This is a genomic window from Frisingicoccus sp., from assembly GCA_016298055.1.
In the GTDB taxonomy this organism is placed as follows: Bacteria; Bacillota; Clostridia; order Lachnospirales; family Lachnospiraceae; genus Frisingicoccus.
On record JAEDDO010000014.1, the window covers coordinates 1 to 24,792 of the forward strand.

Genomic DNA, 24,792 nt, shown 5'->3' on the forward strand with positions numbered 1-24,792 from the left:
ACCGGTTTTGCAAATGCAAGTTCCACCTGGGCAGCTTTTAAAATGGCATCTGCCGCCTCCACCCCTTTGGCGATACTGTTCAATTCAAGAAATCCTACTGTCTCGATCATACTGCTCAACCTGCCCTTTCAATAATAATACGTTCACCGGTCACCGAAAGAATTTTTCCGGAAATGCTGGCATGAATATTCGCACCCATAGCCCCTTCCCTGATTCCGGCGATCAGCTGTCCCTTTTCCACCTTATCACCGACACTTACAACCGGTTCTGAAGGCGCTCCGATATGCATGCGCAGCGGAATCTCCACATGGGTCGGCAAAAACTCCGCACAGTCATCTATTTTAAGATCATACCATGGCAGTACACCGACCCGGGCCGCCACACGGCTGGCGGGAATCTTTCGTCCTTCCCTTTCCGGGACCGCTCTGTAGACGGCATCCTTATCCCTTTCATAACGGATCCCCGCATCTCTCAGTGCTCCTTTAAGCATCTGATTCACTCTTTTTGGCTGAAGACCCATCGGGCAGGCATACTCCTCACATATACCGCACTCACAGCAAATGGCCGCATTCTGTATATCCTTATCCGTCAAAATTGATGTTATGTCTCCGGAAACAGACAGTTTGCGCATGATCTTGTGAGGCTGAAGCGGATGGCCAATCAGATGTCTCGGACACATCTGAGTACAATAACTGCACTGTATGCAGGCGGAACGTGCCCGATTCAGCATATGTTGAATTGAAATGACACTTTTTTGTGCGATCGGACTGTTCTCCGGAAGGACAATAATGCCGGATGTAGTCTTTGTCACCACTTCCGATGAGGCCTGATCCATCGTCAGCCGTCTTCCCATCATCGGTCCCCCGGAAACGACAAAATATTTTTTCGATTTTGCACCGCCGGCAAGGGCAATGCATTCATCAAAAGATGTGCCGACCGGCACATGAAGCACCGTGGGTTTCTTTACTTCACCGGTCACCGTCAGATATTTATCCGTAAAAGGCTTTCCCTCAGCCGCATCGCTGATGCCAAGCATCGTCGCCACATTGGATACGACACATCCCACATCCAGAGGAATACCGGATGGCGGAACCGTCCTTCCAGTCACTTCATAGACCATCGTCTGCTCATCGCCCGCCGGATAAAAGCTGTCCATTTTTGCCAGTCTTACCTTTGATTTTCTATGTTCAAGCACACTTTCCAGTGCTTTGATTTCTTCGGTATATGATTTTTTCAATGCGATCCGGCATTCTTTTGCTCCGAGAAGTTCGCTGACAGCCTCCGCCGCCCACACGACTTTTTCTCCCAGATGCTTCATAATATATCTGTCCGTTCGAAGCAGCGGTTCACACTCCGCTCCGTTAATGATCAGATATTCCACCGGACCGCCCCCATATTTTACATGGGTCGGAAAGCCGGCACCGCCGCATCCGACGATACCTGCCTCCTTAATACAATTCAATAAATCCATGGATTCACTTCCTCTTATTTTTTCTCCTTCATGACCTCCATAGAGTCTATAATTCCTACAATTGCACTGTCTACCGGAATACTTTCGGTTCCGGCTGCCCTTCTGGCTGTACTTCCTGTGACAACAAGTACGTCCTCACCCACTCCGGCTCCGACTGTATCTGCCGCCACAAAAATATCGCCTTTATTTTTATCTGTCACCGTTTCTTTTACAATCATCAGTTTCTGTCCGTTTAAGGCATCCTGTTTTTTCGTTGCCCAAACATGACCGATGACTCTACAAATAAGCATACAAGTCCCCCTAAAGGATTTTTATTTTTTTATGTCCGGCTTTAAACATATCCTTTGCTGCCGGCGTAATAATGGTCCCTTTTGCAATACAGATCGTATCGCATGTTATGGAAGATACCATCTCTTTTGCCATTTTCTCAGTAATCAGCTTTTCCCGGATAACTTCCTCCGGTGTATCCTCTTTTTTCGGAACACTCTCTGTTTTTTCTTCATAAACCCCGGTCGCTCTTTTCTCCTGTTCTAAAATGGCACATACATTTTTTATAACTTCCTGAATAATCTGTTCCATATCCATCTTTGACATTCCCCGACTTTCACATGGCCTGTCATAAAGAATAAAGGCTTCTGTACCAATACGATATCCACAGGCATTGGCTTCATCGAAATCAATATGCATCGCAAGCGCAAATTTCTCACTGACGCGGATCGGTACATCCTCAAAAATAACCTTGCGGTCACTGACGATCTCCACCCGCACTTTGTCACCGTGAGAAACACCATACTCTTTCGCATCCTGAGGTGTCATATGAATGTGATTTCGCGCAACGATCACACTGCCGGAGGCTTTGATCTCCCCACAGGTTCCAATGATCATCACATCGGAAGCACCATCCAGGTTCCCGGACAGATTGACGGGCGCATTTATTCCAAGCTTTCGGCAGTCCGTTTTTGAAAGTTCCACCTGAACAGCCGAACGTGTCGGTCCAAGTACGGCCACATTCTCTATACAGCCGTCTCGTGTCACCAGCTTCACTCGCTGTTCACTTAAATATTCTCCCGGCTGAGACAGATCGCGCCGTTTTTTCAGCACAGCGCCTTTTCCAAAAAGTGTCTCCACAGCTTCCCGGGTCAGGTGAACATGACAGCCGGACGCTTCAATTAAAATCTTTTTTCTTTCCACATCCATCATCTTTGCCCTCCCTTATAATAACCGGTCAGCCACCGGCAGAACACAATATACACACCGCTGCTCAGACGGTTCAGGTGTTCAATAATGTCTGTACGCTCCACGCTTCCGTCCCCATTTTCAAAAGCATGCATAGCCGAAAGCTCCGCTTCACGAACCTTTGTCCGAAGACGATTCAGATCCGCTGCCATCATTCCCATACGATGATCCGGAACCGGATGATCGATTCCAAAATATTTCTTTACATTATGAGAATGACTTCGAAGTTCTTCCGTGTTCATACCGAGGATCTTCACCGGAGCTAACGGTTCATCTTTTACCTCTGCTCCGAGAATAAGCCGGGTACTTAAAAGAATATCTGAAAGATCTTCAACCAGTTTCGGTGCATGAGCTTCTTCGGCTTTCACCTGCAGACAGATGATCTCTGCCTGCAGTGCATCTAACTGTCCTCGAAATTCAATTCTCGGATGGCTTTTCGGCACAAGAACATTGGCTCTCAAATGGGTCATATGCTCCGGTTTTTCAAGGTAACCTTCACCTGTTGCGGCATCAATATAGGTATGTTCGCCTTTTGCTTTAACAGGTGTTCTTGTCATCACTGCCGGACGGGCTTCCGCAATAACCAGAGAAATCCTCCGGTCCCGAAGATATTCTCTGGCAAGAGGCGTCACAAACACATCTGCATCCACGCAATATTCAGTTGTATCTTCCCCGAGAGCCGCTGATCTGAGCATAGCTTCTGTTAATATCTTCATTGCCAAACCTCTTTATTCTACCTGTTTATTTTAATGTCGGAAGAATGTATTCCACTTCTTCATGAGGACGTGGGATAACATGAACACTCACAAGTTCTCCCACATTTGCTGCCGCTGCCGCACCTGCGTCTGTCGCTGCCTTAACTGCTCCGACATCACCGCGGACCATAACAGTTACAAGTCCGCCGCCAACATGTACTTTACCGATCAATGTAACGTTTGCTGCCTTAACCATAGCATCCGCTGCCTCAATTGATCCTACTAAACCCTTTGTTTCAATCATTCCTAATGCCTGTACTACATCTGCCATAATTCATATCCTCCTTAAATTTCACATTTATCATTTCTATTAATCATTCTCTTTTTGAGAAATTATTAACCTCTGAGTTTTGCCAGAACCGCACGGGTAATGGCTTCAACATCCTCTGCCGTAAGTCCGCCGCAGGAAGGTTCTGTCTTCTGCGGTAAAATATCCGGACGCTCCGGTTCCGGAACACGGTATTTGCTGCGGATCTCTGAAAGCTCCGTGACACCGCAGGCTACCCGCCGTATATTGATCAGATTCAGCGGGGTAATGTTATCGGATGTGGCACTTCCGCCCACTGCACCGCAGCCAAGGGTCAGAGCCGGTGCCAGATTTGTCGTGCCTCCCACTCCGCCAAGAGCTCCCGGCGTATTGACTAAAAGTCTGGATACCGGTTTTTTCAGAGCAAATTCCCGAATCACATCCGTATCCTCTGAATGAATCGTCATCGTATGACCTGCGCCTTCATTCTGTAAAATGTCAATACAGCGTTCACAGGCTTCCTGCCATCCCTCTTCGACAAAAAATGCCAGAAGCGGACAAAGTTTTTCTCTTGTGTACGGATTTTTCTTTGACACTTCTGTCTGTCTTGACAAAAGCACCCTCGTTCCCGAAGGAATCTGTATGCCTGCCATGTCCGCGATCGTCTGTGCCGACTTTCCGACAATCTTAGGATTCATCGTCCCGTTATCTCTGAGAATGAAACGGGCCACCTTCTCTGACTGGGCCTCATCCATAAAATAACCGCCCTGCCGTTTAATCTCTTCAATGACCTGCGTTTCAATACACCGCTCCGTCACAATCGACTGCTCGGATGCACAGATCGTGCCGTTATCAAAGGTTTTGCTGTCAAAAATCCTCTGAACTGCTTTCTTCACATCCGCCGTCCGTTCAATAAATGCAGGACCGTTTCCCGGACCCACGCCGATCGCCGGATTACCCGAACTGTAAGCTGCATGAACCATCGCCTCACCGCCGGTGGCAAGTATAACACCGATATTCGGATCCTTTAAAAGGGCATCTGTCGCTTCCATCGTTGCCAGACGGATAACTCCGATCAATCCTTCCGGAGCACCCGCTTTCACTGCAGCCTCCTGGATGATGCGCACCGTCTCCAGAATACAATTTTTTGCTCCCGGATGGGGACTGATCACAATTCCGTTGCCGGCTTTTAATGCGATCAATGTTTTATACATGACCGTTGATGTCGGGTTCGTTGAAGGAATCAGTGCAGCAATAACACCCATAGGCACACCGACTTCCATGATACCTTTCGCACCATCCTCATGAATGACACCAATCGTCTTCATATCTTTAATATACTCGTATGTAATCCTGCTTCCAAGAAGATTTTTAAGAACTTTATCCTGCCAGATACCAAAGCCGGTCTCTTCCACAGCCATCTTTGCAAGCTTCTCTGCATTAGCCTCACAGGCACAGGCTATCTCTCCGATAATGCCATCCACCTTTCTCTGATCAAAAGTGGCAAAAATTTCCTGAGCTTTTTTAGCACACCGGATCAGATCCCGAACTTCCTGTATAGACTGCAGATCGATATCAAGTCCCATATTCTCTCTCCCCTTTCCTGTAATTTAGAAAACAAGCGGCTGATCCGCTATTTTATTTACCGTCTCGGCAAATGCCTCACAGGCCGCCTTACAGGCTGCCTGATCTCCTGTCAAAAGTCCTCCGGCAAAGTTTGTTTCCGACGGCGGTCCATAAAACACTTTAAGCTCAACCTGAGCCGCTTTGAGTGCCGCATCAAGTCCGACCATCGCCTCTAAAGGCGGGGCGATCAGATAGGCCATCGCCGTTCCCTCCGGGACCCCCGCCTCGGATGACAGGTAACTGCCGGTCCGGGAAATACAGTGGGCGAAATAGACGATGGAATCCTCATCGTTCGCACTGTAAAAACAAGCATCCCTCTCAATATACATAATTGCGGCATCCAGGCCGCTCTTAACCTCAGCCGGATTTCGCCCTGCAAGGATTCCGATAAACTCTCCGGCAAGCTTTGTGCTGGCATTGCCTGCACCCGCATACATACTCCGCGCATAAGCCACACGAACCTCAGCTTTTTTTGTAGCTTCATCGAGAGCCGCATAGGACACATCATCACAATCTGTTGTCAATAATCCGAGACTTCGCTCATCCTCACGAAGATTCAGGGCATCCCTTAACATTTTATCTGCATTCGGAATCATTTTTACACTGAGGACAGTTGTTTTCATCTGATCATGCTTCATGTTGTGCCCTCCTATTTTTTAAGTTCTACTCCGCTGGCCTTTGCCTCAAGGATCTTCCCGATCACATCGACAATGTAAGCACCCGCCTCAACTGCCGGAATGCCTTTTGAATGAATATTGGAAACGACTGTGCGCCGTGCCTCCGGCATCCCCATCGTTGCTTTGTAGGCAATATAAGCACTCATACTTTCTGCTGTTGCAAGTCCCGGACGTTCTCCGAGAAGCACACAGGTCACTGTGGCATTCAGCGTTTCTGAAATCTGATCCATCGCCGCCACCCGTCCGTTACGCACAAAAAATGGCGTACCCACCTTCAGGCCTCCGGCCTTTAAACCATCCATTATGACCGGAAGGATATTAGCAAGATTCGCTTCCACCGCCGTGGAGGATAAACCGTCCGATGCGTAGATCTGTACATCCACATTTTTTTCGCATCTGGAGCGGATCATATCAAGACTTTCCTCCGGAAAAATTCTCCCCAGATCCGGCCGGGTCAAAAACTGATTTTTATCCGCACAGGCCGTATCCACCGTAAATAATCCGAGACTGTCCAAAAGTGCCGGGCTGACGTCCATAAACACCGCGTCTCTGGCCGCAGCGTGATCCGCACGGAGTGTAAGCATCGTCTTTGTTTTAAGTCTCGGTCCGCAGTTTCCCACACCGATGCGGGCTGTTGTCCGACCCATCATCCGCTCAAGACCTTCTCTGTCCTCCACATGATCTAACAGAGGTGTGGCCTTCGCCTCCGGAGACGTCAGATCCAACATACTTTCCTTTTCGGATGGATCACCGATTTCATCCGGAACCATCGATGTCCCCGCAGTTCCCTGCCCTGAGGATGGATTCTGCTTTAACTCCTGAAGCACAGCCTGCGCAATTGCTTCAATCTGGCTTTGTGATAACATAGACATCCTCCTTTAACCTCTTTTTAAAAACAATGTAGGATCCCCGGCTCTGTCTGTAAGCCGTCCATTCTCCATAATTCCCATCTTCTCCAACCAGAGTTCAAACTCTCTGATCGGTCTCTTACCCAATATCTCACGAACCGCATTAACATCATGATAGGCATTCGTCTGATAATTGAGCATAATATCGTCACTTCCCGGAACCCCTAATATATAATTGACCCCTGCACTTCCAAGAAGGAGGGCAAGATTCTCAATGTCGTTCTGATCCGCCTGCATATGATTCGTATAACAGCAGTCACATCCCATCGGCACTCCGGAGAGCTTTGCCATAAAATGATCCTCGAGTCCGGCACGAATGACCTGCTTACTGTCATATAAATACTCAGGACCGATAAAACCGACAACTGTATTGACCATAAAAGGTGCAAATTCCCTGGCATAACCGTAGCAGCGCGCTTCCATCGTCACCTGATCCGTGCCGAAATGCGCTTCTGACGACAATTCGGAGCCCTGGCCCGTCTCAAAATACATTACATTCGGACCTGCGGCCGTTCCCTGTCTTCTCAGAAGTTCTTTAGCCTCACGCAGTGTCTCCGTCGTAAATCCAAAAGCCTTATTTCCTTTTTCACTTCCCGCGATCGACTGGAAAATCATATCACAGGGTGCTCCCTGACGGACCGCCTCGATCTGGGTCGTCACATGTCCGAGCACACAGATCTGAGTCGGAATCTCAAATTTATTCTTAATCTCATCAAATCGTTTTAACACTTCCGCCAGACTGGATACAGTGTCATTCACCGGATTCAGTCCAATAAGTGCATCTCCGCATCCATAGCTTAATCCCTCGAACAGGGAAGCGGTAATTCCCTCCACATTGTCCGTTGTGTGATTTGGCTGAAGTCTTGTCGCCATCGTTCCCCGAAGTCCGATGGTCGTATTACAGCGTGCAGGCACCTGCATCTTCTGTGCACCGTAGATCAGGTCCAGATTGGTCATGATCTTGGCTGTTCCCGCCACCATCTCACTCGTCAGTGCTCTGGATATATCACGCAGCTGCTGCTCCGTTGTCGAATAACTTAAAATCCACTCTCTGAAGTCACTGACGGTCCAGTTTTTAATTTTATTATAAAGATGCTCGTTAATGCTGTCCTGATTCAGCCGGGTCACATCATCTGATTCATAAGGAACCGCCGGATTCTCCCTGAGTTCCTTCAATGTCATCTCCGAGAGCACTTCTTTGGCTGCGATCCGCTCCAGATCCGAGGCCGCCGCAACCCCTGCCAGAATATCTCCTGATTTTTCCTCATTCGCCTTTGCAAGCACTTCCTTTACGGAAGAAAAGCGAAAGATCTGACCACCCAATAATGTTTTATATGCCATATCACACCGCCTTATCCGAATATTAACGTTTTTACAACCACCGGAATAACAAGACCGTCTACCAGTGGCTTTCCCATATCTACAAAATCATTCTGATCGACCTGAATCGAGTCGATGCATATAATATCTCTCGATTGTTCCGGAACCATCCTCTGCATCATCTGTCCCAGTGCTTTTGCCATATCATGTTCCAGAACAATGATCATCGGCTGATGTTTATCAAGAACTTCATCAAGAACCTCTGTTAGACACCTGGCCAGATTCAAAATCTGTGCATAGGAAGGATTATTTTTTCCCTTCATGGCAAGAATCAGCTGATTGGAATCACTCTGTTCCTGCATCCATTGAAGCTTTTCCTTCAGTTTTTCTCCCTCGCCTTTAAAGCAGAGTTCCTGTTCCTCCTCATCCAGTTTAAGAACCGGAATATTTTTCAGCGGAAACACATCTCTGTTATAGGAGATCGTGCTTCCCGATACGGAAGTCGTATAACTTCCCGCACCCACAACAGTAGCACGAATCGTTTCTTTGGCTTCGATCACCTGATAATCTGAAAATAATCGGCTTTCACGAATCGCTTCACCGAGCAGTATCCCCATATCTCCATAGGACATCCAGTTTTTCTTTGAAGGATGATAAATACCGTCCGCCACACCCCCGGAAAAACAAAGCCGGCATCCGGAACTTTTAATATTAAATTCTGAACTTCCCGGTGTAGTGATCGTCTGAATGAGACGACTTTCCTTTTGCCCGATCCATTCATGCAAAAGGCCGGCCATCTGTGACGCTATACGGTATATAAGTGTGTAATCTGCCGGATCTCCTGCCTTAAGAAAAATGCCTTCCGATGCCCCGATCTTATCGGCACTGTCACTGACGTAAGTAACTGTGCCATTACTGTCAAACTGGATCAGATGGCCGCCGATATCCAGACAGCCCTTTCCGATGACCTCGCCGCAATCAAAGCACACAGCATTGGTCGTTCCTCCTCCGATATCCAGATTGATCACTCTGCACTGGTGCTCGATCGAATACTGTCTGGCTCCGCTGCCCTTCCCTGCAATGATCGCTTCCAGATCCGGACCCGCTGTTGACACAACGAACTCTCCCGCAAAATCGCTGAGATTTTGAAGCACGATCTCAGAATTCTCCTTTCTTGCGGACTCTCCCGTAATAATGACGGCACCTGTCTGAGTATCTTCAGGGGTAAACCCGGCCTTATCAAATTCAGCTGCAACAATATGCCGTATCTTCTCCCCATCGATCCGGATCCGGTCGATCAACGGCGTCCTGTATATATCACTTTTATAGATAACTTTTTTATCTGAAATCGCAACATGAGGCACAGAAAAATACCCGGCCGAATTTTTAAATGTAAGCCGGCCGAAAACCACCTGGGTCGTGGATGTTCCTATATCAATTCCAACACTTAAAATCGTTGATTCATCTGCCATGACTGCTGCCTCACCCGTCTTCCAGTATAATCCACACGAAATAACCAAAGGTTATTTCGTGTGGATTATACTGGTTATTGAAAAGCGGAAATATGGCCCAGTACCTTTACCAGGGATATTTCCGCTCTGTTCACTCCATCAATATCTTGTTTCTATTGTACCCTTTTTTTTAGATTTACGCAAGAACTTCTTACTCAACTTTTGGAAGGCCTGCAAATCCGACAGCAAGATCTTCATCTGTAGGGATATAGTCAGACATTTCATGATTATTATATTTTTCATAGGCAACAAGGTCAAAATAACCTGTACCCGTAAGACCGAAGACGATCGTTTTCTCCTCACCGGTCTCTTTGCACTTCAATGCTTCGTCAATAGCTACTTTGATCGCATGACTGCTTTCCGGTGCCGGCAAAATACCTTCCACGCGGGCAAATTTTGTGGCAGCCTCAAAAACGGATGTCTGCTCCACAGACCGTGCTTCAATGAGACCATCATCATACAACTGTGAAACAACGGAGCTCATGCCGTGATAGCGAAGACCTCCCGCATGGTTTGCGGATGGAATAAAGCCGCTTCCCAGTGTATACATCTTAGCCAACGGGCAGACCATTCCGGTATCACAGAAGTCATAGGCATATTTTCCCCGTGTCAGACTCGGACAGCTTGCCGGCTCAACAGCAATAAAATGATAATCTTTCTCTCCTCTGAGTTTTTCTCCCATAAACGGTGAAATCAGACCACCAAGGTTGGAACCGCCACCGGCACATCCGATGATAATATCCGGTTCAATGTTATATTTATCCAGGGCAGCCTTTGTCTCAAGACCGATCACTGACTGATGAAGCAGTACCTGAGCAAGCACGGATCCGAGAACATAACGATAACCTTCATGACTTGTCGCATCCTCAACAGCCTCAGAAATCGCGCATCCGAGACTTCCTGTTGTTCCCGGATGCTCTGCCAGGATCTTTCTTCCAACATTTGTCGTTTCGGACGGTGACGGTGTTACCTGAGCACCGTAAGTACGCATCACTTCACGGCGGAAAGGCTTCTGTTCGTAAGAACATTTAACCATATACACTTTACAGTCAAGATTGAGGTAAGCACATGCCATAGAAAGAGCCGTTCCCCACTGTCCCGCGCCTGTCTCTGTTGTCACGCCCTTTAATCCCTGCTGTTTTGCATAGTAAGCCTGAGCAATGGCGGAATTTAATTTATGACTTCCGGATGTGTTATTGCCTTCGAATTTATAATAGATCTTTGCCGGTGTTCCAAGCTCTTTTTCAAGACAATAAGCACGAACAAGCGGTGATGGGCGATACATTTTATAAAAATCAAGAATCTCCTGAGGAATATCAAAATATGGTGTTGTATCATCCAACTCCTGTTTAACTAACTCATCACAAAAAACGTGACTCAGTTCTTCGGCTGTCATCGGCTGAAGTGTTGCAGGATTTAAAAGCGGTGCCGGTTTATTTTTCATATCCGCACGGACATTATACCACTGTTTTGGCATTTCACTTTCTTCAAGATAAATTTTGTAAGGGATTGTCTTTGTGTCTGTCATCCTATATACCTTCCTTTCAATGATTACAGGAAAGCCAACCTTTCCTGAATACAACAAAAAAACCTGTCCTACAAAACTATAGGACAGGTAATAAATCTGCGGTGCCACCTATATTCATTCTATAAAGAATGCACTCTGTCATGTACCAACATACATGCTCCATTATAACGGTCGGATTCCGTCGCCCCTACATCAGTCCTGCTGATTTCAGTTTGCCCTCACGAGTCCATTCGCTTTAACTTCTATATCATGGTCTCAGCTCTCCATGACTCTCTGTGAATATACCATCAAAGTTACTTCTCTCGTTCATCGGTTTCAAATTTTGATTTTATTCTAGCACAGTATTAATGCGGTGTCAAGATAAATTTTAAATATAATACATATCCCGACATCCTTTGCCATACTCAAGATAATATTGCCGCATATCTTCCAGCGTGAGGTTTTCAAGAACCTGATCCAGCTTTTCATTGATCTTATCCGTCAGAAGATCCTGAATGGTTTTTTCCATTTCCGGCATTCCGTCCTCCGGCATTTCTTTCAGACCTTCAATATGATAATCCCCTTCTAATGCCCTCACGATCATCGCCGCCGTAATCCGATCGGCTTTCTCTTTAAGCTGATAGCCTCCCTGAGATCCTTTCATACTCTTTACAATTCCGGCCCTGCGAAGTCCGGCAAATACCTGTTCCAGATACTGCAGAGAAATATGATTTCTCTCGGCAATGCTGTTTAACGCGACAGGACCGTCTTTCATATTCACAGACAGATCAATCAATGCCTGGAAACCGTAGCGGGTCTTTTTTGTAAATTTCATAAATCCCCCTTAATCCATAAACAGTGGTGTTGAATAGTATCTGTCCCCATTATCCGGCAAAATAGCAACAATGGTCTTTCCTTTATTTTCCGGGCGTTTTGCCAGCTCAATGGCACCTTTTAACGCAGCACCTGAGGAGATTCCCACAAGAATGCCCTCCTGCTTTGCCAAAAGTTTGGCTGCCTCAAAAGCTTCCTCATTATCCGCTCTGTAAATTTCATCATAGACCTGTGTATTTAACACATCCGGAACAAAACCGGCACCGATGCCCTGGATCTTATGCGGACCTGCCTGCTCTCCGGAAAGAACCGCCGATGATGCCGGCTCAAGAGCCACAATCTGAATATCCGGATTTTTTGACTTCAGGTATTCTCCCGTACCTGTCAATGTACCGCCTGTACCCACGCCTGCAATAAATATATCCACCTTTCCGTCCGTATCGTTCCAGATCTCCGGTCCCGTTGTCGCTCTGTGAACTGCCGGATTTGCCGGATTCACAAATTGTCCCGGAATAAAGCTGCCCGGAATCTCGGCAGCAAGTTCATCCGCTTTGGCGATCGCACCGCTCATACCTTTTGAACCATCTGTCAGTACGATCTCAGCTCCATAGGCTTTTAAAATATTTCTCCGCTCCACGCTCATCGTCTCCGGCATCGTCAGAATGATCCGATAACCTTTAGCTGCCGCAATGGAGGCCAGACCAATGCCTGTATTTCCGGATGTGGGCTCAATAATGACAGAGCCTTCCTTTAAAAGTCCGCGGCTCTCGGCATCTTCGATCATTGCCTTTGCAATACGGTCCTTTACACTTCCTGCCGGATTGAAATATTCAAGCTTCACAAGAACTCTCGCCTCAAGACCCAATAACTTCTCAATATTTGTCACTTCCACAAGCGGTGTATTTCCAATAAGTTCTAACGTTCCTTTATAAATATTTCCCATTTTTCTGCCTCCAATTTTTCCTATTGACATCCTATGATTTAAACTATGTCTGTATTATAGCATTCATTTCCTATTTGTCAAGTATGTTTTCTAAGTATAAAGCAGGTCCCAGGCAAAATTATACCCGGGACCCGGCCCCATTCTATTATCTGGTCTGACGAATTTTTTGACGTACCGGAAGTACCATAGACGGTGCCACGGAAAGTTCATCGATTCCCATATGAATAAATCTTTCTGTCAATGACAGATCGGCGCCCAGTTCTCCGCATATACCGACCCAGATGCCTGCCTTATGACCATTATCAATGATCATCTGAAGAAACCGGAAAATTGCCGGATGATAGGGATCAAAAAGCGCATCCAGTTTCGGATTCTGCCGATCAATTGCCAGAGTGTACTGGGAGAGATCGTTGGTTCCGATACTGAAAAAATCCACTTCTTTTGCTAAAAGATCGCTGATCAAAGCCGCTGCGGGTGTCTCGATCATAATTCCCTGTTCCACATTTCCATAAGGAATTCCCATGAGTGATAACTCTTTTCGAACTTCCTCCGAAATCACTTTGATCTTTCGGACTTCCTCCTGAGAGATGATCATCGGATACATAATGGCGATATTGCCATAGGCACTGGCCCTGTAAAGTGCTCTTAACTGGGTCTTAAACAGACTGACCCGATCCAGGCAGATACGAATTGCCCGATATCCCATGGCTGGATTTTCTTCCGGTTCCATCTCAAAATAATCAATCTGTTTATCCGCTCCGATATCAAGCGTGCGGATAATGACCTTTTTTCCGGCCATAGATTCCGCAACTGTTTTATACACATGAAATTGTTCTTCCTCTGTAGGATAATGATCTTTTTCAAGATATAGAAATTCACTTCGAAAAAGACCGATACCGGCGGCATCATTTTTCAATGCCGCCATCACATCCTGAACGCTTCCCACATTGGCATAAAGCCGGATCTCTTTGCCGCTCAACGTCACATCTTCTTTGCCTTTAAGCATCTGAAGTAATTCCTGTTTTTCCTGCTCCTCCCGCTGTTTCTTTCGCATTTCATGGATAAATTTCTCATCCGGATCAATATAAAGTGTGCCGGTAAATCCATCCAGCACCGCTGTTTTTCCGTCACAATCATCCGGAAAATCCGCACCAATGACTGCCGGAATATTCATTGTCCGGGCAAGAATGGCTGTATGTGAATTGGCAGAACCATACCGGGTGACAAATCCAAGAATCCGCTCCTTGTCAAGCTGCACCGTCTCACTCGGTGCCAGATCCTCCGCCGCCAGAATAACAGAACGGTCACTCTGAATCATATTTTCTCTGAAACCGCTTAAAACACGGATCAGACGATTGGATACATCTTTAACATCGGCTGAACGCGCACGCATGTAGTCATCATCCATCGATTCAAAAAGGGTAGAAAAATTATCACTGGTCATCGCCACCGCATACTCTGCATTGACTTTCTGAGTCCGTATCATATTTTCAATGGATTCCACATAATCCATGTCCGACAACATCAGCTGATGTACACGAAAAATAGCCGCATTTGCTTCACCAACCTCATCCAATGCCTTATCAAAAAGAGCCTGAAGCTGTGCCTTCGTCTCTTCGCTGCCACGTTCATAGCGTTTCACTTCAGCTTCTACATCTTTTACATGATCACGGATAACTTTGTTTTCCTTTTTCTTTAAAATCTCTACAGGTCCGATAGCAATTCCGCCAAAAACCGATTTTCCTTCAATTGTCACCATGTATTCATCCTCCTTCAGGATCAGCGGCCCTCATTTGAATAAAAGACTTCCTCCAAAAATAATCCCTGAGGCGGCAATGTCATTCCGGCCTTTTCTCTGTCTTTTGTCAGGAAAACTTCGTTGACAGATTCCGGTTCTCTGTCTCCGGTTCCCACTTCGATCAGTGTTCCCGCCATGATGCGCACCATATTATAAAGGAAACCATTGCCTTCAAAAATCATATCAATTTCCCGGTCTTTCACCTCAAAATCAATTTTTGTCACTGTACGCACCGTGGATTTACCGGTCTTTTTAACAGAAGAAAAGCCCTTATAATCATGCTCACCGACCATCAGCGATGCTGCTTTTTTCATAAGACCCACATCCAGACGATCAAAACAGTACCATGTATACTTGCGGTCAAAAACACATGGCACATCACCGATCGATACTCTGTAAACATACCGTTTTGAGAGGGCGTTCAGTCGGCTGTGAAAACGTTCCGGAACCTCTGCCACATACAAAACACCGATATCCTGAGGCAGATAACGATTAAGATAGTATTTCATCTCCCAGCATTTCATATTGCTGTCTGTATGAAAATTTGCCACCTGTCCTCTGGCATGAACTCCCGCATCTGTCCGTCCCGAGCCGATCACTTCAATCGGTTCGCCGGTCATCTTCTGAAGCACTTCCTCAAGTTTTCCCTGAATCGTCACACCGCCGCTTTTTTTGCCAAGCCGCTGCCAGCCGTCATAACGGCCGCCATCATATTCTAATAATAATTTAATATTTCGTTTCATAGTATACCCCTATTCTCTTATCATTATCTCATTGTAATGCAAAAAATATGGCATGTCTACAACCATAGACATGCCTTTTTAAAAACTTTTCAATATTTAAAACATTTGACCCAATGCGGCGGCTGTCCTTCCGGACTAAGATTCACTCTCTCAGGTCGTTTTGAAGCGCATATGTCACACCGGCTCATACATCTGTGATAAAACGGACATCCCTCTGAAGAGGCATCTTCTCTTCTCTGCTCCGAATCCGTGATCTTTTGCAGCTTACGCTCATCTGTCAGAATCGAGTGGAACAAAAGCTGTGTATACGGGTGTTTTGGATCCTCATAAATCTCTTCCACTTCTGCCTCTTCCACGATCTCACCGAGATACATAACGATAACTCGATTACAAAAATGACGCACAATATTCAGATCATGGGAAATGAACAGGTAAGTCAGCTGATGCGTTCTCTGGAGATCCAGCAAAAGGTTCAGTACCTGGGACTGAACAGTGACATCCAGAGCGGATACCGGTTCGTCCGCCACAATAAATTTAGAGTTTAAGATCAGAGCTCCGCCGATACTGATGCGCTGCCGCTGACCGCCGGAAAGCTCACTCGGATACCTGTCGGCATAGGATGGATCCAGCCCGACCTGAGTAAGCATCTGATCCACAAGCTCCTTGCGTTTTGCCTTATCCTTCATTCCATGGATTCTTAACGGTTCTTCCAGAATCCATCCGATTTTTTTCATCGGGTTTAATGAGCTGTAAGGATCCTGAAAAACAAGCTGCGGATGTTCCTCATTAATTTCCAAAGATCCGGTATAATTTTTATTTAAACCGACAATGCACTTCGCCAATGTGGATTTGCCGCATCCGCTTTCACCGACAAGTCCGAGGATCTCACCCCGTCGAATATAAAAATCCACATTCTGAAGCACATGCTTCTGTTCTTTCTTTCCAAATATGCCTTTTGTCTTTACAGAATAATAAACATTCAGGTCCTTCGCTTCAAGAACCATCTCATCTTCCCGTGTATCTTCTCTGTTTCTTGGAATGGCAGCAATCAGATGCTTCGTGTAATCATGTTTCGGATGATAAAGCACTTCATCAGTATACCCTGTCTCCACAATCTTTCCACGATACATAACGATCACACGCTGGCATACCTCTTTGATCACATTCAGATCATGAGAAATAAATAAAATCGATGTATTGGCTTCCGCATGGATCTTTCGGAGAAGCTGGAGAATCTGAGCCTGAACAGTCACATCCAATGCTGTCGTCGGTTCATCACAGATCAAAAGTTTCGGCCAGCAGATCATCGCCATAGCAATCATGACACGCTGACGCATACCACCTGACAGCTGATGCGGATATTTATCACACAATTCCTCCGGCTTCGGAAGCCCCACATTGGATAAAATCTCTACAACTCTTCTGTGAATCTCCGTGTCCGGGAGCGATGTATGAATCTTAAGACTTTCAGCAACCTGCCATCCAATCTTTTTTACCGGATTGAGAGATGTCATCGGCTCCTGAAAGACCATAGACATATCATTGCCCTGGATTTTTGCCAGCTCTTCGTCGGATATTTTCAAAAGATCCTTTCCGTTTAAAAGAATTTCACCTGAGGAAACGCAGGCATCCGTCTTTTTTAATCCCATGATCGTCTGCACTGTCATACTCTTACCCGATCCGGATTCTCCGACAATACCGACGATCTCACCTCGTCCCACTGTGAAACTGACATTATCTACCACTGTATGCATCCCGTTTTCTTCCGGAAATCCAATGGTCAAATTTTTTACTTCTAAAAGTTTTTCACCCATCGCCTGCTCCTATCTGGCCTGATGCACACGCAGCCCTTCACTGATCATGCTGAATCCTAAAATAATAATTACGATAACAATTCCCGGAAAAATAGCAGACCAGGGTGCGATCTGCAGATAGGCCTGTGCATCGGAAAGCATCAGTCCAAGACTCGGTTCCGGAGGCTGTACGCCCAGTCCGAGATAACTCATGCTGGCTTCGGCCAGCACCGCATTGTTAAATCCAACGGTAGCTGATGTCAGCATGCTGACCATGGCATTTGGCAGAATATGCACAAAAATAATCCGCAATTTTCCGGCGCCCATAACCTGAGCACTCTTGACAAATTCCAGCTCCTTATATCGGATGATCTCGCTTCGGACAATACGGGCATAACTCGGTATGAACAAGATTCCCAAAGCAAGAATAATATTATTTCTACCCGGTCCCAGAAGACTGATAAAAATGAGAGCAAGTAAAATGCTCGGAAAAGCGCTTAAAGCGTCATTCAGACGCATGAGGATCTCATCGACCCAGCCGCCGAAAAAGCCTGTGATGGCACCGAGGATCGTTCCGAAAACAACACCGATCCCAACCGTACAGAGAGCAACAAAACATGTCGTCCCCATACCATTCATAATACGGCTTAAAATATCTCTGCCAAAATTGTCATTTCCAAAAGGATGGGCAAGAGACGGTGCCGCATTTTTTAAAACACCATTCATATCTGTCGGACTGTAAGGTGTCCAGAAATGACCGATCACTGCCGTCACAACGACGATCGTTGTCAAAATAAGGCCTATAGTCAGATTGTAATTCCACTTTTTCTTCTTCATCTCGTGCTCCTATTCTGTCCGCACCCTCGGGTCGACCAACTGGTAAAGGATATCCACAATAAAATTAATGATAATAACAAGCACTGTAATATAGAGAACAACTGCCTGAACGATCGGGAAATCACGGTTCGAGATCGCTGTGACTAAAAGTCGTCCCATGCCATTGACACTGAATACCCGCTCAACGACAATACTGCCGGCAAGGATCTCCGCCACGACCATGGCAATAAATGTAATGACAGGAATAAGTGCATTCTGAAATACATGTATATATAATACTTTCTTCGTACGGTTTCCTTTGCTGTAGGCTGTACGAACATAGTCTTTTTTCACTTCGCTGAGTACAGAATTTCTTAAAAATTTCACAACCATGGCGATCTTTGGAATCGCGATGGCGATGGCAGGAAATATCAGATATTTAATACATCCCCAAAGATCTTCCTGAGGCATGATAAATTTTCCCGGCTGGAAAAGTTTAAGAATCAGTCCAAATATATAGGTCAATACCATTCCAAGAAAAAAGGCAGGTATGGCCATCGTAATCTGAGTAAACAGATTGATAAAAACATCAATCCAGGTGCCCTCTTTGCGGGCCGCAATGATTCCCATCGGAATCGATATCACAAGTATAATAATAAAGGCCATGACAGCCAGCATGACTGTGACCGGAAGCCTCTGATTTAACAATTCACTTACCTGAACACCTTCATACTGATAAGATTCTCCAAAGTCTCCATGCAGCGCATCTTTAAGCCATGCTGCATAACGCTCCGGAATGGACTTGTTCAGTCCCATCTCTTCCCGAAGGGCTTCCACCCTTTCCTCAGTGGCATATGTGGCCAGCTTCGTGGTCGCCGCATCTCCCGGAATGACAGAAAAGGCCACGAAAGTGACCATGGATACAAGTAACAAAGTTATAATGAGAGTTATTATTTTTTTAATCATGTATTTCATGGTCGTTTCGTGCCCTTTCTGCTTAAATTCTTTCTTTATTATTCAGTAAAGTATACAAGAGACATATCCTGTGCTGCACATGGATAGAATACGTATCCTGCAAGTTTTTCATTCAGAGCAACCAGGTTAACCGGGTCCTGAACGTAAACAGATGCTGCATCCTCAGCAAGGATCATCTGACATTTCTTGTAAAGTTCTACTTTTTCAGCATCGTCAACTGTAGCAACAGCTGCATTGTATGCTTCATCAAAATCTGCATTGCTGTAGTTTACAAAGTTCTTAGGTGCGCCTGTCGGATATTTTTCAAGCCAGCTGCTTGGAGCGAGCTTACCGTCAAGTGCAACAACAGTTGCTTCGTACTGACGTCCGTTATAAACATCTGCAACCCATGAAGAGAATTCAATCAGTTCGATTGTTGCGTTGATACCAACTTCTTTTAAGTTCTCAACGATAATCTGAGCTGTACCTTCATGTGGTGCGTAGTTGTCAGGAACAGAAATCTTGAGATCAAAACCGTCCGGATATCCGGCTTCTGCTAAAAGCTCTTTTGCTTTTTCCACATCTCTTGTATACACGCTTTCTGTTTCTTCATTATAGTATTTTGAAAATGCCGGAATCATATTTGTTCCGATAATATGGCTCTTGCCGCCAAATAAGAACTCGTTGATCATATCTTTATCAACAGCATAGTTCATAGCCTGACGTACGCGAACATCTTTGAATGGTTCAAAATCGTTGTTCAGGAAAAGACCCTGTACATAGTTAATGTTGCCTTCAATGATGTTGAAGCCGCTTGTCAGTGTAGCTGCCTGGTCGCCTGTCAGGTACTGGTAAACATCAAGTGTTCCAGCCTGAAGTTCTGTCATGATGGCATCTGAATCCGCAATGATCTTAAATGTTACCTTATCAAGGTAAGGAAGTTCCGGATTCCAGTATCCGTCATATGCTTCCACAACAAAGCTCTGTCCTGGTGTGAAAGATACAAATTTGAATGGACCTGTACCGATTGGATCAGTTGCAAAGTTAGCTTCGTTGCTCTGAGGAAGAATCGCTGCTGTAAGGTATGGAAGGAATTCAGAGTTTCCTTCTTTTAAATGAACCTTAACAGTCTTTTCGTCAACAACTTCAACATTGTCTAAAATAGAAAATGCGGAGGATTCGCCCTGAATCTCCGCATAACGGTCAATCGAATATTTTACATCATCCACTGTGACAGGAGTGCCATCGTGGAATGTGATTCCATCTCTTAATGTGAAAGTATATTCTTTCGCATCTTCTGAAACCTCATACTCGCTTGCAACTGCAGGCACAAGGTCTCCACTCTTATCAGGCTTTACAAGGCCTTCAAAGACATTGAATAAAACTTCGCTAGTTCCTGCATACACCATTTTGTGCGGGTCAAGACTATCCAGATCCTGAGCAATACCAACAGTTACTTCGCCGCCTTTAACCGGTGTTCCTGCAGCAGTGCTTTCAGCATCCGCGTTCGTTGTTTCCGAAGAGTTCTTACTCTCTGCAGAAGACTCGCCTCCCTTGCCGCCTCCACATGCACAGAGTGCAACAGTTACTACAAGTGTCATTACGCTTAAAAGAATCTTATTTGTTCTTTTTTTCATAACTTTCTCCTTCTTAATTAAGTAATTCCTCTCATTATTAAATTGTCACATTTATTCTATACGATTGATAAAAAAAAATCAATGGATTATTGATAAAAATACAAGAAATTATTATAATGTGAGCCAAGGGACAAATGGGCACAAATCGAATGTTTACATTCGATTTTGTGTCTATGGGGACCGCTAAATCATGAAGAAGTAGCCATTTTTCATAGAAAAATGAGCGAATTCTGAATGATTTCATCGATTTTGGGAGTGCATAAGCACGTAAAAATCGATGTTTGGCTCTGAACAGATAATATATTTTTTAAAAGGAGGCATTTTTATGTCACATACACAAACGATTCCGACACGTTCTTCTATAAATCCGGCGGACACATGGGACCTGACCCCTTTATACAGGGATCTCGATGCCTTTGAGGCAGAATTTTCCGATGCCGAATCCCAGGTCAATGACCTTTCTTCATATCGTGGGAAAATATCCCTGTCCCCCGAAACTCTTCTTTCTTATCTGAAAGCAAAGGACAAACAGTTTTTAATTATTGACCGTCTTTACAGCTATGCTTTCCAGACTTCCGATGAAGATACTGCAAATACCCAGGCCCAGGCCATGAAAAATAAAACCCTCAGCCTCTATAACCGGTTCTTTGCCTCTATTGCATGGGAATCCCCGGAAATTCTCACATTGACTCCGGAGATTTTATCCGACTGGTACACAAAAGAACCGGAATTGACAAATTACCGCCATTATCTTGAGGATACACTCCGACAGAAAGCCCATACCCTCTCCCCACGTGAAGAAGAAATCCTTTCTTTAAGTGCCGATATGAGCTATGGTCCTCAGACTGTTTTTAATATGTTTAACAACGCAGACCTTCGATTTCCTTCGATTGATGACGGTCACGGAAATCCTGTGGAAGTCACCCACGGCCGTTTTATTTCCCTCATGGAAAATCCAAACCGTCAGGTTCGAAAGGACGCATTTGGGGCCCTCTATCACACCTATGCCGCTTATAAAAATACTCTGGCTGCCATGTACAGTGCCAATGTGAAAAAAGAACTTTTTTACACCAAAGCCCGCAGCTATGCGTCAACGATGGAAGCCCACCTGGACTGTTCCAATATTCCGACAAAAGTTTACACCCAGTTAATTGATACGGTACACGCATTTCTCCCATCCATGTACCGTTATGTGGCTCTGCGCAAAAAACTTTTAGGTGTGGATGAACTGCATATGTATGATGTCTATACACCGATCATCCGCTATGATTCACCTTATATTCCATTTGATACGGCCAAAGAGATGGTGCTTGAAGGACTGGCCCCACTGGGTGAAGACTACCTTTCTCTTCTTAAAGAAGGTTTTGACAACCGATGGATTGATATTTATGAAAATAAAGGCAAACGCAGCGGTGCCTACTCCACCTGTGTCTATGGACATCACCCATATGTGCTCCTCAATTATCAGGGAAATCTGGATAACGTTTTCACCCTTGCTCATGAGATGGGTCACTCTCTCCATTCCTGCTACACAAACCGTCATCAGACTTATATAAACTCAAATTATAATATTTTCGTGGCAGAGATCGCATCCACCTGTAACGAGTATATACTCATCTCCCATTTACTTAAAAAAGCCGAAACACGGGAAGAAAAAGCCTATCTGTTAAACCATTTGATGGACCAGTTCAAAGGTACCCTCTTCCGTCAGACCATGTTCGCTGAATTTGAGAAGATCACTCACGAAAAGGAAGCAAAAGGAGAACCGCTCACCTGTGATACACTGTGCAGCATTTACAGCGATCTGAACAAAACCTACTTCGGTCCGGATATGATCATCGATGAAGAAATTTCTATGGAGTGGGCACGAATCCCTCATTTTTATACTCCGTTCTATGTTTACCAGTATGCTACCGGCCTTTCCGCTGCCATTGCCTTTGGCAGCCGGATTCTTTCCGGAGAACCGAGTGCTCTTGATGATTATAAAAAGTTTCTGAGCGGAGGCTGCTCCATGGATTGTATGGATCTTTTAAAATCCTGCGGTGTAGATATGACCACCTCCGGTCCGACTTCGGAGGCTTTAAAGGTCTTTGACCGGTATCTGACTGAACTTGAAAGCCTGTTTTAGAAAATTGTTAGAAATATTTTCATGTTTTTCCAGAATTTTGTAAGATTTCTCCAAAGATAAAATAATTATAAATTTTTTGTTGACTTTCTAAAGATTGGGAATATAATAAAACACAAGTTAAGACGAAGGCGTCTTCAGATGGAAACATCCATCCGAAGGCGTCTTTTTTTGTTTTATAACTACAAAAAACTCCGATACGGAGATCGTCTCAATTATCTATCAAGAGGAGGAAATCACATGAAAAAATTAGAAATGGTCATTAAACCGGAAAAACTTGAAAGCCTGAAATCCATACTGGATGACTCACAGGCCAGCGGCGTTATGATAACAAACATTATGGGTTACGGTAATCAGAAAGGCTTTACCCGTATGTACCGTGGAACAACTTATGCTGTTAATCTTCTGCCGAAGGTCAAAGTCGAGACTGTTGTTTCCGATGATGCCGTTGAAGATATTATCGAAAAGGTAACAAAAACAATCAGCACCGGTAATTACGGCGATGGTAAAATTTTTGTTTATGATGTTGCAGATGCTGTACGAATCCGTACAGGTGAACGCGGAGAAGACGCTCTTTAAAATTCTGACTTGTTATTTGTGCTATATAAAGGAGGCTATTCGTTATGGAATATAATTTATTAGATATTGTATGGACTATGGTTGCGGCGTTTCTTGTTTACTTTATGCAGGCAGGTTTCGCCATGGTTGAAACAGGTTTTACCCGTGCAAAAAATGCTGGAAACATTGTTATGAAAAACATGATGGACTTTGTCATCGGTTCCATCGCCTTTTTCCTCATCGGTTTTGGTTTAATGTTTGGACAGGGAAATGGTATTATCGGATTAAGCGGATTTTTTGATCCATATGCACTTGAATCCACACTTCAGTCCGACCTTGGCATTGCTCTTCCAATCGGCGTGTTTATGATTTTCCACACAGTATTCTGTGCAACAGCCGCTACCATCGTATCCGGTGCCATGGCTGAACGTACAAAATTCTCTTCCTATTTGATTTACAGTGCTTGTATCAGTATCTTTATTTACCCTGTTACAGGTCACTGGATCTGGGGCGGCGGCTGGTTATCCGGTCTTGGATTCCATGACTTTGCCGGATCTACAGCTGTTCACTCTGTTGGTGGCTGGTGTGCACTCATTGGCGCAGCCATTCTCGGACCTCGTATCGGAAAATACCGTGAAGACGGCAAACCAAATGCTATTCCTGGACACAACCTGCCACTCGGTGCTTTAGGTACATTTATTCTCTGGTTCTGCTGGTTCGGATTTAACTGCGGTTCCACAACAGCTGCCACAGAAAGTCTCGGTGATATCGCCATGACAACAAACCTTGCAGCTGCTGCAGCAACACTTGTTGCTCTCTTCTTCACATGGGTACGTTACGGTAAACCGGATGTTTCCATGACAATGAACGGTGCTCTTGCAGGTCTCGTTGGTATTACAGCAGGATGTGATATTGTATCCAACTATGGTGCTCTTGCTATCGGTATTATCTCCGGTTTTGCAGTTGTTCTCGTTGTTGAATTCGTTGATCGTGTTCTTAAAATCGATGACCCGGTCGGTGCAACAGGTGTTCACTGGGCATGTGGTATGATCGGAACAATTTTGACTGGTGTATTTGTTAAATCTTCTGTTCTTGCAGAATATGGTATGAGCCGTATCCAGTTTATCGGTATTCAGGTAATCGGTGTTGCTGCAGTCGGTGCTTTCACAGCTGTTATGGCCTTCATTATCTTTACTGCAATCAATAAAACCGTTGGACTCCGTGTAACTCCACAGGAAGAACTTGACGGTCTTGACGGACACGAACACGGATGCAGTGCTTATGCAGACTTCCAGATTAAATTATAAGTTCTCTTGCCCTCTATATTATTTTT

General features: G+C 45.2%; 23 protein-coding genes and 1 other annotated feature. Of the genes, 3 read left to right on the forward strand and 20 right to left on the reverse strand.

Features of this window, described 5'->3' with window-relative positions; translation table 11 throughout:
• The 20 genes from QZZ35_RS11625 to QZZ35_RS02605 form a co-directional block, all read right to left on the reverse strand.
• A partial coding sequence (locus QZZ35_RS11625) for a BMC domain-containing protein (RefSeq protein WP_334299448.1) occupies positions 1 to 110 on the reverse strand: 110 nt, incomplete at its 3' end.
• Between the two features lie 5 nt (positions 111 to 115).
• A complete protein-coding gene (locus QZZ35_RS02515; RefSeq protein WP_291236016.1) occupies positions 116 to 1,471 on the reverse strand; it encodes a 4Fe-4S dicluster domain-containing protein in 1,356 nt (451 codons plus the stop codon).
• A 14-nt stretch (positions 1,472 to 1,485) separates the two neighbouring features.
• Positions 1,486 to 1,761: a EutN/CcmL family microcompartment protein gene (locus QZZ35_RS02520; protein ID WP_291236017.1), complete on the reverse strand. Its 276-nt coding sequence runs from the start codon at positions 1,759 to 1,761 to the stop codon at positions 1,486 to 1,488.
• A gap of 10 nt (positions 1,762 to 1,771) precedes the next feature.
• Positions 1,772 to 2,671 (reverse strand): phosphate propanoyltransferase, encoded by a 900-nt coding sequence (gene pduL / locus QZZ35_RS02525; protein ID WP_291236018.1) that lies wholly within the window; start codon positions 2,669 to 2,671, stop codon positions 1,772 to 1,774.
• On the reverse strand, positions 2,668 to 3,423 hold the full coding sequence (locus QZZ35_RS02530) for a hypothetical protein (RefSeq protein WP_291236019.1): 756 nt from the start codon (positions 3,421 to 3,423) through the stop codon (positions 2,668 to 2,670). Before QZZ35_RS02530 ends, pduL begins: the two co-directional genes overlap by 4 nt.
• A gap of 25 nt (positions 3,424 to 3,448) precedes the next feature.
• Complete coding sequence (locus QZZ35_RS02535; RefSeq protein WP_178553140.1) at positions 3,449 to 3,733, reverse strand: BMC domain-containing protein; 285 nt, start codon at positions 3,731 to 3,733, stop codon at positions 3,449 to 3,451.
• Positions 3,734 to 3,798: 65 nt separating this feature from the next.
• Positions 3,799 to 5,295, reverse strand: a complete 1,497-nt coding sequence (locus QZZ35_RS02540; protein ID WP_291236020.1) for an acetaldehyde dehydrogenase (acetylating) — start codon at positions 5,293 to 5,295, stop codon at positions 3,799 to 3,801.
• Positions 5,296 to 5,319: 24 nt separating this feature from the next.
• On the reverse strand, positions 5,320 to 5,973 hold the full coding sequence (gene eutL / locus QZZ35_RS02545; RefSeq protein WP_291236021.1) for an ethanolamine utilization microcompartment protein EutL: 654 nt from the start codon (positions 5,971 to 5,973) through the stop codon (positions 5,320 to 5,322).
• Positions 5,974 to 5,984: 11 nt separating this feature from the next.
• Positions 5,985 to 6,878, reverse strand: a complete 894-nt coding sequence (gene eutC / locus QZZ35_RS02550; RefSeq protein ID WP_291236022.1) for an ethanolamine ammonia-lyase subunit EutC — start codon at positions 6,876 to 6,878, stop codon at positions 5,985 to 5,987.
• Positions 6,879 to 6,890: 12 nt separating this feature from the next.
• Positions 6,891 to 8,261 (reverse strand): ethanolamine ammonia-lyase subunit EutB, encoded by a 1,371-nt coding sequence (locus tag QZZ35_RS02555; RefSeq protein ID WP_291236023.1) that lies wholly within the window; start codon positions 8,259 to 8,261, stop codon positions 6,891 to 6,893.
• Positions 8,262 to 8,272: 11 nt separating this feature from the next.
• Positions 8,273 to 9,712, reverse strand: a complete 1,440-nt coding sequence (locus tag QZZ35_RS02560; RefSeq protein ID WP_291236024.1) for an ethanolamine ammonia-lyase reactivating factor EutA — start codon at positions 9,710 to 9,712, stop codon at positions 8,273 to 8,275.
• Between the two features lie 190 nt (positions 9,713 to 9,902).
• Positions 9,903 to 11,279 carry a TrpB-like pyridoxal phosphate-dependent enzyme gene (locus tag QZZ35_RS02565; protein WP_291236025.1) on the reverse strand — a complete coding sequence of 459 codons (1,377 nt, stop codon included), beginning with the start codon at positions 11,277 to 11,279 and terminating at the stop codon, positions 9,903 to 9,905.
• 76 nt (positions 11,280 to 11,355) lie between these two features.
• Positions 11,356 to 11,598, reverse strand: a binding site (T-box leader).
• 48 nt (positions 11,599 to 11,646) lie between these two features.
• Positions 11,647 to 12,093: an RrF2 family transcriptional regulator gene (locus QZZ35_RS02570; RefSeq protein WP_291236026.1), complete on the reverse strand. Its 447-nt coding sequence runs from the start codon at positions 12,091 to 12,093 to the stop codon at positions 11,647 to 11,649.
• Between the two features lie 9 nt (positions 12,094 to 12,102).
• Complete coding sequence (gene cysK, locus QZZ35_RS02575) at positions 12,103 to 13,035, reverse strand: cysteine synthase A (RefSeq protein ID WP_291236027.1); 933 nt, start codon at positions 13,033 to 13,035, stop codon at positions 12,103 to 12,105.
• A 145-nt stretch (positions 13,036 to 13,180) separates the two neighbouring features.
• On the reverse strand, positions 13,181 to 14,794 hold the full coding sequence (gene ptsP / locus QZZ35_RS02580) for a phosphoenolpyruvate--protein phosphotransferase (RefSeq protein ID WP_291236028.1): 1,614 nt from the start codon (positions 14,792 to 14,794) through the stop codon (positions 13,181 to 13,183).
• 20 nt (positions 14,795 to 14,814) lie between these two features.
• The gene (gene truA, locus QZZ35_RS02585) at positions 14,815 to 15,576 is read right to left on the reverse strand and encodes a tRNA pseudouridine(38-40) synthase TruA (protein ID WP_291236029.1); all 762 of its coding nucleotides are present in this window, start codon (positions 15,574 to 15,576) and stop codon (positions 14,815 to 14,817) included.
• An 89-nt stretch (positions 15,577 to 15,665) separates the two neighbouring features.
• Positions 15,666 to 17,390 (reverse strand): dipeptide ABC transporter ATP-binding protein, encoded by a 1,725-nt coding sequence (locus QZZ35_RS02590; protein ID WP_291236030.1) that lies wholly within the window; start codon positions 17,388 to 17,390, stop codon positions 15,666 to 15,668.
• A 9-nt stretch (positions 17,391 to 17,399) separates the two neighbouring features.
• Complete coding sequence (locus QZZ35_RS02595) at positions 17,400 to 18,206, reverse strand: ABC transporter permease (RefSeq protein ID WP_291236031.1); 807 nt, start codon at positions 18,204 to 18,206, stop codon at positions 17,400 to 17,402.
• A gap of 9 nt (positions 18,207 to 18,215) precedes the next feature.
• Positions 18,216 to 19,160, reverse strand: a complete 945-nt coding sequence (locus QZZ35_RS02600; RefSeq protein ID WP_291236032.1) for an ABC transporter permease — start codon at positions 19,158 to 19,160, stop codon at positions 18,216 to 18,218.
• Between the two features lie 38 nt (positions 19,161 to 19,198).
• A complete protein-coding gene (locus QZZ35_RS02605; RefSeq protein WP_291236033.1) occupies positions 19,199 to 20,776 on the reverse strand; it encodes an ABC transporter substrate-binding protein in 1,578 nt (525 codons plus the stop codon).
• Positions 20,777 to 21,101: 325 nt separating this feature from the next.
• Between QZZ35_RS02605 and pepF the strand changes: the two genes are divergently transcribed.
• From pepF to QZZ35_RS02620, 3 genes are all read left to right on the forward strand, one after another.
• A complete protein-coding gene (gene pepF / locus QZZ35_RS02610) occupies positions 21,102 to 22,904 on the forward strand; it encodes an oligoendopeptidase F (protein ID WP_291236034.1) in 1,803 nt (600 codons plus the stop codon).
• Between the two features lie 237 nt (positions 22,905 to 23,141).
• Entirely contained in the window at positions 23,142 to 23,480 is a 339-nt protein-coding gene (locus QZZ35_RS02615; RefSeq protein ID WP_291234552.1) for a P-II family nitrogen regulator, read from the forward strand.
• 44 nt (positions 23,481 to 23,524) lie between these two features.
• The gene (locus tag QZZ35_RS02620; protein WP_291236035.1) at positions 23,525 to 24,766 is read left to right on the forward strand and encodes an ammonium transporter; all 1,242 of its coding nucleotides are present in this window, start codon (positions 23,525 to 23,527) and stop codon (positions 24,764 to 24,766) included.
• Positions 24,767 to 24,792: the final 26 nt, after the last annotated feature.

Excerpts from the sequence above, each read along its gene's own strand:
- QZZ35_RS02515 (WP_291236016.1), bottom strand. The coding sequence starts at position 1,471 with ATGGATTTATTGAATTGTATTAAGGAGGCAGGTATCGTCGGATGCGGC.
- QZZ35_RS02520 (WP_291236017.1), bottom strand. The coding sequence starts at position 1,761 with ATGCTTATTTGTAGAGTCATCGGTCATGTTTGGGCAACGAAAAAACAG.
- pduL (WP_291236018.1), bottom strand. The coding sequence starts at position 2,671 with ATGATGGATGTGGAAAGAAAAAAGATTTTAATTGAAGCGTCCGGCTGT.
- QZZ35_RS02530 (WP_291236019.1), bottom strand. The coding sequence starts at position 3,423 with ATGAAGATATTAACAGAAGCTATGCTCAGATCAGCGGCTCTCGGGGAA.
- QZZ35_RS02535 (WP_178553140.1), bottom strand. The coding sequence starts at position 3,733 with ATGGCAGATGTAGTACAGGCATTAGGAATGATTGAAACAAAGGGTTTA.
- QZZ35_RS02540 (WP_291236020.1), bottom strand. The coding sequence starts at position 5,295 with ATGGGACTTGATATCGATCTGCAGTCTATACAGGAAGTTCGGGATCTG.
- eutL (WP_291236021.1), bottom strand. The coding sequence starts at position 5,973 with ATGAAGCATGATCAGATGAAAACAACTGTCCTCAGTGTAAAAATGATT.
- eutC (WP_291236022.1), bottom strand. The coding sequence starts at position 6,878 with ATGTTATCACAAAGCCAGATTGAAGCAATTGCGCAGGCTGTGCTTCAG.
- QZZ35_RS02555 (WP_291236023.1), bottom strand. The coding sequence starts at position 8,261 with ATGGCATATAAAACATTATTGGGTGGTCAGATCTTTCGCTTTTCTTCC.
- QZZ35_RS02560 (WP_291236024.1), bottom strand. The coding sequence starts at position 9,712 with ATGGCAGATGAATCAACGATTTTAAGTGTTGGAATTGATATAGGAACA.
- QZZ35_RS02565 (WP_291236025.1), bottom strand. The coding sequence starts at position 11,279 with ATGACAGACACAAAGACAATCCCTTACAAAATTTATCTTGAAGAAAGT.
- QZZ35_RS02570 (WP_291236026.1), bottom strand. The coding sequence starts at position 12,093 with ATGAAATTTACAAAAAAGACCCGCTACGGTTTCCAGGCATTGATTGAT.
- cysK (WP_291236027.1), bottom strand. The coding sequence starts at position 13,035 with ATGGGAAATATTTATAAAGGAACGTTAGAACTTATTGGAAATACACCG.
- ptsP (WP_291236028.1), bottom strand. The coding sequence starts at position 14,794 with ATGGTGACAATTGAAGGAAAATCGGTTTTTGGCGGAATTGCTATCGGA.
- truA (WP_291236029.1), bottom strand. The coding sequence starts at position 15,576 with ATGAAACGAAATATTAAATTATTATTAGAATATGATGGCGGCCGTTAT.
- QZZ35_RS02590 (WP_291236030.1), bottom strand. The coding sequence starts at position 17,390 with ATGGGTGAAAAACTTTTAGAAGTAAAAAATTTGACCATTGGATTTCCG.
- QZZ35_RS02595 (WP_291236031.1), bottom strand. The coding sequence starts at position 18,206 with ATGAAGAAGAAAAAGTGGAATTACAATCTGACTATAGGCCTTATTTTG.
- QZZ35_RS02600 (WP_291236032.1), bottom strand. The coding sequence starts at position 19,160 with ATGAAATACATGATTAAAAAAATAATAACTCTCATTATAACTTTGTTA.
- QZZ35_RS02605 (WP_291236033.1), bottom strand. The coding sequence starts at position 20,776 with ATGAAAAAAAGAACAAATAAGATTCTTTTAAGCGTAATGACACTTGTA.
- pepF (WP_291236034.1), top strand. The coding sequence starts at position 21,102 with ATGTCACATACACAAACGATTCCGACACGTTCTTCTATAAATCCGGCG.
- QZZ35_RS02615 (WP_291234552.1), top strand. The coding sequence starts at position 23,142 with ATGAAAAAATTAGAAATGGTCATTAAACCGGAAAAACTTGAAAGCCTG.
- QZZ35_RS02620 (WP_291236035.1), top strand. The coding sequence starts at position 23,525 with ATGGAATATAATTTATTAGATATTGTATGGACTATGGTTGCGGCGTTT.